At 69.4% G+C, this 12,036-nt stretch carries 9 protein-coding genes and 1 tRNA gene; 5 read left to right on the top strand and 5 right to left on the bottom strand.

The features are described from left to right. The first annotated feature begins 4 nt into the window (after window positions 1-4). Both ABZY33_RS11065 and ABZY33_RS11060 read left to right on the top strand, forming a co-directional pair. Window positions 5-880 carry an ABC transporter ATP-binding protein gene (locus ABZY33_RS11065; RefSeq protein WP_356491239.1) on the top strand — a complete coding sequence of 292 codons (876 nt, stop codon included), beginning with the start codon at window positions 5-7 and terminating at the stop codon, window positions 878-880. After that, entirely contained in the window at window positions 877-1,593 is a 717-nt protein-coding gene (locus ABZY33_RS11060) for an ABC transporter ATP-binding protein (protein WP_356491238.1), read from the top strand. Before ABZY33_RS11065 ends, ABZY33_RS11060 begins: the two co-directional genes overlap by 4 nt. Window positions 1,594-1,679: 86 nt before the next feature. Here ABZY33_RS11060 and ABZY33_RS11055 read toward each other — a convergent pair whose 3' ends face one another. Then, window positions 1,680-2,336: a response regulator gene (locus ABZY33_RS11055; protein ID WP_356491237.1), complete on the bottom strand. Its 657-nt coding sequence runs from the start codon at window positions 2,334-2,336 to the stop codon at window positions 1,680-1,682. A 107-nt stretch (window positions 2,337-2,443) separates the two neighbouring features. Between ABZY33_RS11055 and ABZY33_RS11050 the strand changes: the two genes are divergently transcribed. Both ABZY33_RS11050 and ABZY33_RS11045 read left to right on the top strand, forming a co-directional pair. Continuing rightward, window positions 2,444-2,526 (top strand) — tRNA-Leu (locus ABZY33_RS11050). Between the two features lie 81 nt (window positions 2,527-2,607). Then, window positions 2,608-2,904: a hypothetical protein gene (locus tag ABZY33_RS11045; RefSeq protein WP_356491236.1), complete on the top strand. Its 297-nt coding sequence runs from the start codon at window positions 2,608-2,610 to the stop codon at window positions 2,902-2,904. A gap of 21 nt (window positions 2,905-2,925) precedes the next feature. On the opposite strand, the gene pyk is transcribed toward ABZY33_RS11045, so the two are convergent. After that, window positions 2,926-4,362, bottom strand: a complete 1,437-nt coding sequence (pyk, locus tag ABZY33_RS11040; RefSeq protein ID WP_356491235.1) for a pyruvate kinase — start codon at window positions 4,360-4,362, stop codon at window positions 2,926-2,928. Between the two features lie 282 nt (window positions 4,363-4,644). Here pyk and ABZY33_RS11035 point away from each other — a divergent pair, with 282 nt between their 5' ends. Further along, a complete protein-coding gene (locus ABZY33_RS11035) occupies window positions 4,645-6,462 on the top strand; it encodes a 5'-nucleotidase C-terminal domain-containing protein (RefSeq protein ID WP_356491256.1) in 1,818 nt (605 codons plus the stop codon). 16 nt (window positions 6,463-6,478) lie between these two features. Here the strand turns inward: ABZY33_RS11035 and ABZY33_RS11030 are convergent, their stop codons facing one another. From ABZY33_RS11030 to pepN, 3 genes are all read right to left on the bottom strand, one after another. Next, window positions 6,479-7,918, bottom strand: coding sequence for a SidA/IucD/PvdA family monooxygenase (locus ABZY33_RS11030; RefSeq protein WP_356491234.1), 1,440 nt, complete (start codon window positions 7,916-7,918; stop codon window positions 6,479-6,481). Further along, window positions 7,915-9,306: an aminotransferase class V-fold PLP-dependent enzyme gene (locus ABZY33_RS11025; protein ID WP_356491233.1), complete on the bottom strand. Its 1,392-nt coding sequence runs from the start codon at window positions 9,304-9,306 to the stop codon at window positions 7,915-7,917. The genes ABZY33_RS11030 and ABZY33_RS11025 overlap by 4 nt, the downstream gene beginning before the upstream one ends. A gap of 203 nt (window positions 9,307-9,509) precedes the next feature. After that, the gene (gene pepN, locus ABZY33_RS11020; protein WP_356491232.1) at window positions 9,510-12,023 is read right to left on the bottom strand and encodes an aminopeptidase N; all 2,514 of its coding nucleotides are present in this window, start codon (window positions 12,021-12,023) and stop codon (window positions 9,510-9,512) included. Window positions 12,024-12,036: the final 13 nt, after the last annotated feature.

The raw sequence follows: 12,036 nt of genomic DNA, 5'->3' as shown, positions 1-12,036 counted from the left end.
CACGATGACCAACACCACCACCCAGACCGTGCTGGAAGCCAGCAACGTCACCATGCGCTTCGGCGGCCTCACCGCCGTCCGCTCCGTCGACCTCACCGTCAACCAGGGCGAGATCGTCGGCCTCATCGGCCCCAACGGCGCCGGAAAAACCACCTTCTTCAACTGCCTCACCGGGCTCTACATCCCCACCGAAGGCAAGGTCACCTACAAGGGCACCGTCCTGCCGCCCAAGCCCCACCTCGTCACCAAAGCCGGCATGGCCCGCACCTTCCAGAACATCCGGCTCTTCGCCAACATGACCGTCCTGGAGAACGTCCTCGTCGGCCGCCACACCCGCACCAAAGAAGGCCTCTGGTCCGCACTCCTGCGCGGCCCCGGCTTCAAGAGAGCCGAAGCCCACTCCGAAGAACGCGCCATGGAACTCCTGGAGTTCATCGGCCTCGCCCACAAACGCGACCACCTCGCCCGCAGCCTCCCCTACGGCGAACAGCGCAAGCTGGAGATCGCCCGCGCCATGGCCAGCGAACCCGGACTCCTCCTCCTCGACGAGCCCACCGCCGGCATGAACCCGCAGGAGACCCGCGCCACCGAGGAACTCGTCTTCGCCATCCGCGACAAGGGCATCGCCGTCCTCGTCATCGAGCACGACATGCGCTTCATCTTCAACCTCTGCGACCGCGTCGCCGTCCTCGTCCAGGGCGAGAAACTCGTCGAAGGCACCAGCGACGTCGTCCAGGGCGACGAACGCGTCATCGCCGCCTACCTCGGCACCCCCTTCGAAGGCGCCCCCGAGGACACCGCCCTCAAGGACGTCCAGGCAGCCGAGGCCCACGCCGCCGGAGGCGCGACAGAAGGATCTTCGGAAGGAACGAACCAGTGACCGCCCTGCTGGAAGTCGAAGACCTCAAGGTCGCCTACGGCAAGATCGAAGCCGTCAAAGGCATCTCCTTCACCGTCGAAGAAGGCCAGGTCGTCACCCTCATCGGCACCAACGGCGCCGGCAAGACCACGACCCTGCGCACCCTGTCCGGCCTCCTCAAGCCCCTCAGCGGCCGCATCTCCTTCAACGGACAGCCCCTCAACGACATCCCCGCACACAAGATCGTCGCGATGGGCCTCGCCCACTCGCCCGAAGGCCGGCGCATCTTCCCCCGCCTGTCCATCCTGGAGAACCTCCAACTCGGAGCCTTCCTCCGCAAGGACACAGCGGGAATCGAGAAGGACCTCCAGCGCGCCTACGACCTCTTCCCCATCCTGGGCGAACGCCGGAAGCAAGCCGCGGGAACCCTCTCCGGCGGCGAACAGCAGATGCTCGCCATGGGCCGCGCCCTCATGTCCCAGCCCAAACTGCTCATGCTGGACGAGCCCTCCATGGGCCTCTCCCCCATCATGATGCAGAAGATCATGTCCACCATCGTCGAACTCAAGTCCCAGGGCACGACGATCCTGCTCGTCGAACAGAACGCCCAAGCGGCGCTCTCCCTCGCCGACCGGGGCCACGTCATGGAAGTCGGCTCCATCGCCCTCTCCGGCACCGGCCAGGACCTCCTCCACGACGAATCCGTCCGCAAGGCGTACCTGGGCGAGGACTGACCCGGCCCCTCACATGCCTGAGGCCCGCCCCCGAATCATCGATATCGGGGAGCGGGCCTCACCTGCTTGCCGTTCCAACAGGGCACTCAGCCCTTCGACGCCTTCTTCTCCTCGGCGTCCTCGATGACCGCCTCAGCCACCTGCTGCATCGAGAGCCGACGGTCCATCGACGTCTTCTGGATCCACCGGAACGCCGCCGGCTCCGTCAGGCCGTACTCCGTCTGCAACACCGACTTCGCCCGGTCCACCAGCTTCCGCGTCTCAAGACGCTGCGTGAGGTCCGCGACCTCCCGCTCCAGCGTCTTCAACTCCGTGAACCGCGACACCGCCATCTCGATCGCCGGCACCACGTCACTCTTGCTGAACGGCTTCACCAAGTACGCCATCGCACCCGCGTCCCGCGCCCGCTCCACCAGGTCACGCTGCGAGAACGCGGTCAGCATCAGCACCGGGGCGATCGACTCCCCCGCGATCTTCTCCGCCGCGCTGATGCCGTCCATCTTCGGCATCTTCACGTCCAGGATCACGAGGTCCGGCTTGTGCTCACGGGCCAGCTCGACGGCCTGCTCCCCGTCGCCGGCCTCGCCCACGACGGAGTAGCCCTCCTCCTCCAGCATCTCCTTGAGATCCAGGCGGATCAGGGCCTCGTCCTCGGCGATGACGACGCGGGTCGTCAGCGGCGGGACGTGCGACTTGTCGTCGTCTACGGCATCTACGGGCTCGGGCGACTCGGGGGCGGTCACGGGGGCGCTCCTTGGTTATGCAGGGCGGGGGTAGTGCTCCCAAGAGCCTACCTAGCTGCGCCGCGGCACGGAGACCCGGTATGCTTTCCCGCAGCTCACCCCACCTTGCCCGGTTGGCGGAACGGCATACGCTGATGTCTCAAACACATCTGTTCGAAAGAACATGTGGGTTCGAATCCCACACCGGGCACTTTCTGAAGCGGATGTTCACGTTCTCGTGAACATCCGCTTTTTCTCTTTCCGGTACCGCATAATGATGCACGCTCGACGCATGAGTATGCATCCACCCGAAGTGCGCCGGCGAGCTGTGTCTCTCCTGCGGGAGGGGGTCGGGAACGCGGACGTCGCCCGCAAACTCGACGTTCCCGTGGGCACCATCGGCTGGTGGCGCAGCGAAGATCGCCGAGCGCGTGGCGAGACGTACGAGGAGCCGACGGACTGCCCGCGATGCACCGGCCGCATCGTGGACCGCCCGGCCTACGCGCATCTGCTGGGCCTCTACCTCGGGGACGGCCACATCATCGCCAAGCCCAGCCAGAACCACCTGTCCGGCTGGACCTGCGCGTAGGCCCGAAGTACTGACCCGGCGCTACTTCGGGGAGTCGTCCTCGCCGATGTGGTGGATGCGGACCAGGTTCGTGGAGCCGGCCACCCCGGGCGGGGAGCCCGCCGTGATGACGACCACGTCGCCCTTCTGGCAGCGGCCGATCTTGAGCAGCATTTCGTCGACCTGGGCGACCATCGCGTCCGTGGAGTCGACGTGCGGGCCGAGGAAGGTCTCGACGCCCCACGTGAGGTTGAGCTGCGCGCGGGTGGCGGTGTCGGGGGTGAAGGCGAGGAGCGGGATCGGGGAGCGGTAGCGGGAGAGCCGTTTGACGGTGTCGCCGGACTGGGTGAAGGCGACGAGGAACTTGGCGCCGAGGAAGTCGCCCATCTCGGCGGCGGCGCGGGCGACGGCGCCGCCCTGGGTGCGGGGCTTGTTGCGGTCGGTGAGGGGCGGGAGACCCTTGGCGAGGATGTCTTCCTCGGCCGCTTCGACGATGCGGCCCATGGTCTTGACGGTCTCGATGGGGTATTTGCCGACGCTGGTCTCTCCGGAGAGCATCACGGCGTCGGTGCCGTCGATGATGGCGTTGGCGACGTCGCTGGCCTCGGCCCGGGTGGGGCGCGAGTTGTCGATCATCGAGTCGAGCATCTGGGTGGCGACGATGACGGGCTTGGCGTTGCGCTTGGCGAGCTTGATGGCGCGCTTCTGCACGATGGGGACTTGTTCGAGGGGCATTTCGACGCCGAGGTCGCCGCGGGCGACCATGATGCCGTCGAAGGCGGCGACGATGTCGTCGATGTTCTCGACGGCCTGGGGCTTCTCGACCTTGGCGATGACCGGGAGGCGGCGGCCTTCTTCGGTCATGATGCGGTGGACGTCCTCGATGTCGCGTCCGCTGCGTACGAAGGAGAGCGCGATGACGTCGGCGCCGATGCGCAGGGCCCAGCGGAGGTCTGCTTCGTCCTTGTCGCTGAGGGCGGGGACGGAGACGGCGACGCCGGGGAGGTTGAGGCCCTTGTGGTCGGAGACCATGCCGCCTTCGACGACCTGGGTGTGGACGCGGGGGCCGTCGACGCCGGTGACTTCGAGGCTGACCTTGCCGTCGTCGACGAGGATGCGTTCACCGGGGGTGACGTCGTCGGCGAGGCCGCTGTAGGTGGTGCCGCAGCTCTGGCGGTCGCCTTCGGTGCCGTGTTCGACGGTGATGGTGAAGGTGTCGCCGCGTTCAAGTAGTACGGGGCCTTCGCGGAAGCGGCCGAGGCGGATCTTCGGGCCTTGAAGGTCGGCGAGGATGCCGACGCTGCGGCCGGTCTCATCGGCGGCCTTGCGCACGCGGTGGTAGCGCTCCTCGTGCTCGGCGTAGGTGCCGTGGCTGAGGTTGAAGCGGGCTACGTCCATTCCGGCTTCGACGAGTGCCTTGATCTGCTCGTACGAGTCGGTGGCGGGGCCCAGGGTACAGACGATCTTTGCTCGGCGCATGGTTCGAGCCTAGGGCTTACCGGCGGGTAGAGAATTGGCCGGGGGTGACTACACAACAACCTTTGTATGAAGGGCTATTGACAAACGCCGCTATCTTTTGAATTTGCGCGCTAGGGCGCTCTGATGAGCGTGAATATGCCGTGGCGCGTCGGCGCCCGGTCACCGGATCGCAACCTGCGGGGGGTGTTGCGGCGGGTGGGTTCTGGGCCAGAATCTACGCGCGTTACAGGTGTGTTGACCGTGTTGCCCGCAGCCGTTGGTGGCCCCCCGAGGAGTACAGAGATGCCGTTGAACCGCAGAAGGTTTCTGGGACAGTCCGCCGCGACGGGGGTGGGCGTGGCGCTGACGGGTGCCGTGGTCGCGCCGGCCGCCGAGGCCACGCAGCAGGGTCATGGGCACGGCCAGGGGCATGACCGGCGTAAGCGCTACTCCTTCTCCGTGATGGGCACGACCGATCTGCACGGTCATGTCTTCAACTGGGACTACTACAAGGACGCCGCGTATGCGGACGCGGCGGGCAATGCGCAGGGTCTGTCGCGGATCTCGACGCTGGTGAAGCAGGTGCGCGCGGCGAAGGGGCGGGGCAACACGCTGCTCATCGACGCGGGCGACACGATCCAGGGCACGCCGCTCACGTACTACTACGCGCGCGTGGAGCCGATCACGGCCGAGGGCGGGCCGGTGCATCCGATGGCGCAGGCGATGAACGCGATCGGGTACGACGCGGCGGCGCTGGGCAACCACGAGTTCAATTACGGCATCGAGACGCTGCGTAAGTTCGAGTCGCAGCTGGAGTTTCCGTTGCTCGGGGCGAACGCGGTGGACGCGAAGACGGAGAAGCCGGCGTTCCGCCCGTATGTGATCAAGAAGTTGCGGACGCCGCACGGCCGGGATGTGAAGGTGGCGGTCCTGGGGCTGACGAACCCGGGGATCGCGATCTGGGACAAGGCGTATGTGCAGGGCAAGCTGAAGTTCCCGGGGATCGAGGAGCAGGCCGCCCTGTGGGTTCCGAAGCTGCGGTCGATGGGTGCGGACGTGGTCATCGTGTCGGCGCACACGGGTGCGTCGGGTACGTCGTCGTGGGGTGATCAGCTGCCGTATGTGGAGAACGCGGCGGCGAACATGGCGGCGAAGGTGCCGGGGATCGACGCGATCCTGGTCGGTCACGCGCATGTGGAGATCGAGCAGCAGGTGGTGACGAACGAGAAGACGGGCAAGCCGGTCGTGCTCGCGGAGCCGTTGTGCTTCGCGGAGCGGCTGGCGCTGTTCGACTTCGATCTGGTGTGGGAGAGGGGCCGTTGGTCGGTCGAGTCGGTGCGCTCGAAGCTACTGGACTCGGCGTCGGTGGCGGACGACCCGAAGATCACGAAGCTGCTGGCGGACGAGCACGCGCTGGTCGTGAAGTACGTCAACCAGGTGGTGGGGCAGGCGACGACGACGCTGACCACGGTGGACGCGCGGTACAAGGACGCGCCGATCATCGATCTGATCAATAAGGTGCAGGCGGATGTGGTGACGGAGGCGTTGAAGTCGACGCAGTACGCGTCGCTGCCGGTGTTGTCGCAGGCGTCGCCGTTCTCGCGGACGTCGGAGATTCCGGCCGGTGACGTGACGATCCGTGACCTGTCGGGGCTGTATGTGTACGACAACACGTTGGTGGCGAAGTTGCTGACGGGTGCGCAGGTGCGGGCGTATCTGGAGTTCTCGGCGCAGTATTTCGTGCGGACGGCGGCGGGTGCGCCGGTGGATGTGGAGAAGCTGACGAACGCGGAGAACCGGCCGGACTACAACTACGACTATGTGTCGGGGCTGACGTACGACATCGACATCGCGCAGCCGGCGGGGTCGCGGATCAGGAATCTGAAGTTCGGCGGGGTCGAGCTGGATGACGCGGCGCAGTTCGTGTTCGCGGTGAACAACTACCGGGCGAACGGCGGGGGTGCGTTCCCGCATGTGGCGTCGGCGCCGGAGTTGTGGTCGGAGTCGACGGAGATCCGGACGCGGATCGCGGAGTGGGTGACGGCCAAGGGTGAGCTGGATCCGGCTGATTTCGCGTCGGTGGACTGGCGGTTGACGCGGGAGGGGACGCCGGTGTTCTAGGTTCCTGGGCCGCGGGTCAGCCCTGGAGTTCGACGAGTGGGCCGCGCCTTTCCGCCTGGTGTCCGGGGCGGGGGGCGCGGTGGTCGTGGGGGGTGAGGCCGAAGGTGGTGAAGGCGGTGCGGCGGGGCTGGGGGTAGGGCTCTTTGCCGGTGAGGGTGTTGAGGATGGTGGCGCTGCGCCAGGCGGCGAGGCCGAGGTCGGGGGCGCCGACGCCGTGGGTGTGGCGTTCGGCGTTCTGGACGTAGACGGAGCCTTGGACGTGGGGGTCGAGGACGAGGCGGAACTGTTCGTCGATGCGGGGGCGGGCGGCGCTGTCACGGCGGAGGTAGGGGTCGAGGCCGCTGAGGAGTTGGTCGAGGGGGCGTTCCTGGTAGCCGGTGGCGAGGACGACGGCGTCGGTGGTGAGGCGGGAGCGGGTGCCCTGGCCGCGGTGTTCGAGGTGGAGTTCGACTTTGGTGGTGGCGACGCGGCCGGCGGTGCGGACGGTGACGCCGGGGGTGAGGGTGGCGTCGGGCCAGCCGCCGTTCAGGGTGCGGCGGTAGAGCTCTTCGTGGATGGCGGCGATGGTGTCGGCGTCGATGCCTTTGTGGAGCTGCCATTGGGCGGGGAGGAGGCGGTCGCGTTCGCTCTGGGGGAGGTGGTGGAAGTAGTGGGTGTAGTCGGGGGTGAAGTGTTCGAGGCCGAGTTTGCTGTACTCCATGGGGGCGAAGGCTTCGGTGCGGGTGAGCCAGTGGAGTCTTTCGTGGCCTGCCGGGCGGGCGCGCAGGAGGTCGAGGAAGATCTCGGCGCCGGACTGGCCCGAGCCGATGACGGTGATGTGGTCGGCGGTGAGCAGCTCGGCGCGGTGGGTGAGGTAGTCGGCGGAGTGGATGACGGGGACGGTGGGGGCGTCGGTGAGGGGTTTGAGGGGTTCGGGGATGTGGGGTTCGGTGCCGATGCCGAGGGCGATGTGCCGGGTGTAGGTGCGGCCGAGGGCCTCGGCTTCTCCGTCGGCGTCGAGGCGGGTGTGGTCGACTTCGAAGAGGGCGCGTTCGTCGTTCCAGCGGATGGTGTCGGCCTGGTGGGAGAAGTGCAGGGCGGGGAGGTTCTCGCTGACCCAGCGGCAGTAGGCGTCGTATTCGCCGCGCTGGATGTGGAAGTGCTCGGCGAAGTAGAAGGGGTAGAGGCGGCCGCGGGTTTTGAGGTAGTTGAGGAAGGTCCAGGGGCTGGTGGGGTCGGCGAGGGTGACGAGGTCGGCGAGGAAGGGGACTTGGAGGGTGGCGCCGTCGATGAGGAGGCCGGGGTGCCAGTGGAAGGCGGGGCGCTGGTCGTAGAAGGCGGTGTCGAGGGTGGTGAGGGGGTGGGCGAGGGCGGCGAGGGAGAGGTTGAAGGGGCCGATGCCGATGCCGACGAGGTCGCGGGGTGCGTCGGTGGGCCGGGTGGGGCGCGGGGCGCGGGCGGCTGGCACGGCGTTCATCGGGGGGTGTGTCCTTCCACCAGTTTCAGCAGGGCGGCGAGGTCGCCGGGGTCGGTGTGCGGGTTGAGCAGGGTGGCCTTGAGCCAGAGTCCGCCGTCGTCGGTGCGGGCGCGGCCGAGGACGGCGCGGCCTTCGGTGAGCAGGGCCCGGCGGATGGCGGCGAGGGTTTCGGGGGGTGCGCCGCGGGGCCGGAAGAGGACGGTGGAGAGGGTGGGGGTGTCGTAGAGCTCGAGGGCGGGGTGGTCGTCGACGAGCCGGGCGAGGTGGTGGGCGAGGGCGATGACCTGGTCGGTGAGGGCGCCGAGTCCGGTGCGGCCGAGGGCTTTGAGGGTGACGGCGATCTTGAGGATGTCGGGGCGGCGGGTGGTGCGCAGAGAGCGGCCGAGGAGGTCGGGGAGGCCGGCTTCGGTGTCGTCGTCGGCGTTGAGGTAGTCGGCCTGGTAGGTGAGGGCGGCCGTGTCGGTGGTGTCGCGGAGGGCGAGGAGTCCGGCGGCGACGGGTTGCCAGCCGAGTTTGTGCAGGTCGAGGGTGACGGTGTGGGCGCGGGCGAGGCCGTCGAGGAGGCGGCGGTGGCGGGCGCTGAAGAGGAGGCCGGCGCCGTAGGCGGCGTCGATGTGCAGGCGTGCTCCGTGGCGTTCGCAGACGTCGGCGATCTCGGGGAGGGGGTCGATGAGGCCGGCGTCGGTGGTGCCGGCGGTGGCGGCGACGAGTTTGGCGCCTGGCAGGTCGCTGAGGGCGGCGTCGAGGGCGGCGGGGTCGAGGGTGCCGGTGGGGGCGGGCACGGTGACGGGGTCGGGCAGGCCGTACAGCCAGGTGGCGCGGGCGAGGCTGTGGTGGGCGTTGGTGCCGACGAGGAGGTGGAGGGGGCCGGGTCCTGGGGTGGTCTCGCGGGCGAGGAGGACGGCGAGCTGGTTGGCTTCGGTGCCGCCGGTGGTGACGAGGGCGTCGGCGGGGGGCCGGGGGTCGCCGTAGATCTCGCGGGCGAGGGTGGTGGTGACGAGGTCTTCGAGGGCGGAGGCGGCGGGGGCCTGGTCCCAGGAGTCCATGGAGGGGTTGAGGGCGCTGGCGGCGAGGTCGGCGGCGGTGGCGACGGCGAGCGGGGGGCAGTGCAGGTGGGCGGCGCAGAGGGGGTCGGCGGGGTCGGCGGCGCCTTCGGTGAGGGCGGTGACGAGGGTGCGCAGGGCGGTGTCGGCGCCGGTTCCCTGGGCGGGCAGGAGGGTGCCGGCCTGGTCGCGGAGGCGGGCGGCGACGGTGGCGGGGCCGCCGGCGGGCAGGGGGCCGGCGCGGCGGGTGGCGCCGTCGTGGAGTGCGTCGAGGACGGTGGTGAGCAGGGGGCGCAGGGCGTCGGGTCCGCGGGTGCCTCCGGCGAGGGGCGGGGGGCTGCTCATGGGCGTCCTTCGGGTCTGCGACTGGTGGACGGGCGCGGGCCGGGGGCCGTTGCCGCATCAGTCTTGGATGTTCCGTCGGGGCGTCTTGGGCGAATGCGGCAGGAAGACCCGAAAGTGGTATTCCTGTGCGGGGCTGGGATGTCGGTGGTGTATAACGCGGCCCGTGCCCCGGTGGTCGGGGCACGGGCCGGTGGGGTTCGGGGTCAGCTCTGCTGGGTGGCGCGGACCTTGAGGGCGCGGGCGAGGTCGTCGAGTTCGTCGGCCAGTCTGCGGCGCAGGGCGGGGGTGGGGGTGCCTTCGGTGAGGCATTTCTCGCCGAGGCGCAGGGTGTCCTCGTCGATGGCGTGGGCGGGGAAAGCGTGGCGGCCCGCGGCGGCGGCGAGGGCGGGGCCGCGGCGTTCGGCGAGGGCGGGGGCGTCGGTGAAGTAGCGGGGGACGTAGCGGCGCAGCAGGTCGCTCTGTTCGGGCTGCCAGAAGCCCTGGGCGGTGGCGGTGAAGAGGTAGTTGGAGAGTTCGCGGTCGGGGTCGGTGGTGAACAGGGCGGACCAGGCCGCTTCTTTGGCCTGGGGGTCGGGGAAGGCGGCGCGGCAGCGGGCGGCGCCTTCTTGTCCGGTGGCGCTGGGGTCGTGGGCGAGTTCGGCTTCGATGACGGCGTCGTCGACGGCGCCGAGGACACTGAGGCGGCCGAGGATGCGCCAGCGCAGTTCGGGGTCGAGGTCGGGTCCGTCGGGGACGGCGCCGGAGTCGAGCCAGCCGCGGATGGTGTCGGCGTGCTGGGCGGTGTCGATGAGGTGGCGTACGGCGGTGAGGCGCAGGCCGGGGTCGGTGCCGTCGGCGGTGCGGCGCAGCAGGTCCGTGCCGAGGGTGGTGAGGAGGGTGAGGGCGGCGGGGCGTTCGGCGGGGGTGGTGAAGCGGTCGGCGACCTGGGTGCGGGCGAAGGTGAGGACGCCTTGGACGAGGGCGAGGTCGCTCTCGTCGGGGAGGTGGGCGCGGGCGGCCTCCAGGTAGGCGGCGGGCTGGAGGTGGCCGTCGCGGACCATGTCGCGCAGGGTGTTCCACAGGACGGCGCGGGTGAGGGGGTCGGGGACGCCGGAGATGCCGCGCAGGACCGCTTCTTCGGAGGCGGGGTCGAGGCGGACCTTGGCGTAGGTGAGGTCCTGGTCGTTGGGGACGATCAGGGCGGGGCGGGGTCCGGGGAGGGTCAGTGGGGTGCCGGGGACGTCGAGGTCGAGGCGGTCGCGCGGGGTGAGGGTGCGGCCGTCGGCGGGGTCGCGGTCGAGGAGGGTGACGGCGATGCGGTGGGGGCGGCTGCCGGCCTGGTCGAGGGTGAGGGTCCAGGTGTCCGGGCCGGTGCCCTCGGTGACGTGGGCGGTGAGGGTGTCGACGCCGGTGGTGCGCAGCCAGGTGTCGGCCCAGGTGTGGACGGGCCGGTCGGTGGCGGAGGCGAGGGAGTCGATGAAGTCGGCGAGGGTGGCGTTGGCGAACTTGTGCCGGGCGAAGTGGGTGTTGATGCCGGTGAGGAAGTCCTTCTCGCCGAGCCAGGTGACGAGCTGGCGCAGGGCTCCGGCGCCCTTGGCGTAGGAGATGCCGTCGAAGTTGAGGAGGGCGGAGGCGGTGTCGGCGACGGCTTCGGGGGCGACGGGATGGGTGGAGGGCCGCTGGTCGGCGTCGTATCCCCAGGATTTGCGGGTGACGGCGAACTCGACCCAGGTGTCGGTGTAGCGGGTGGCTTCGGTGAGGGTCTGGTAGCCCATGTATTCGGCGAACGACTCGTTGAGCCAGATGTCGTCCCACCATTGGAGGGTGACGAGGTCGCCGAACCACATGTGGGCCATTTCGTGGGAGATGACCATGGCGCGGGTCTGGCGTTCGGTGTCGGTGACGGCGGAGCGGTAGACGAATTCGTCGCGGAAGGTGACGAGTCCCGGGTTCTCCATGGCGCCGGCGTTGAACTCGGGGACGAACGCCTGGTCGTAGGAGTCGAAGGGGTAGGGCTCGGTGAATTTCTCGTGGTAGCGGTCGAAGCAGGCGCGGGTGAGGTCGAGAAGGTCGTCGGCGTCGGCGTCGAGGTGGGGGGCGAGGGAGCGGCGGCAGTGCAGGCCGAAGGGGAGGCCGCGGTGTTCGGTGCGCACGGAGTGCCAGGGGCCGGCGGCGACGGCGACGAGGTAGGTGGGCAGCGGCGGGGTGGTGGCGGCTCGCCACTGTCCGTCGCCGAGCTCCTCGGTGACGCTGTTGGCGAGGACGCTCCAGCCGTCGGGGGCGGTGACCGTGAGGTCGAAGCGGGCCTTGAGGTCGGGTTGGTCGAAGGCGGTGAAGACGCGCTGGACGTCGTCCATGAACAGCTGGGTGTAGACGTAGGTCTCGCCGTCGGTGGGGTCGGTGAAGCGGTGCATGCCTTCGCCGGTGTGCGAGTAGCGCATGGTGGCGTCGGTGTGCAGTTCGTGAGGGCCCGCGGTGAGGCCGGTGAGCGGCAGCCGGTTGCCGGTGAGGGCGGCGGGGTCGAGGGGCTGCCCGTCGAGGGTGACGGAGCGCAGCTCGGCGGGGTTCAGCTCGACGAAGGTGTCGCCCGCGGTGCGGGCGGTGAACCGGATCGTGGTGCGGGAGTCGAAGGTGTCGGCGCCGCGGGTGAGGTCGAGGTCGACGGTGTAGTGCTGGATGTCGAGGAGCCGGGCTCGGGTCTGCGCTTCGTCGCGCGTCAGTACGGGCATGGACCCCATGGTGCCGGATGGC

This window comes from Streptomyces sp. NPDC006552 (assembly GCF_040611655.1).
Classification (GTDB): Bacteria; Actinomycetota; Actinomycetes; order Streptomycetales; family Streptomycetaceae; genus Streptomyces.
The sequence above is the reverse complement of the archived record's forward strand: the minus strand, read 5'-3'. Positions and strand labels throughout refer to the sequence as shown.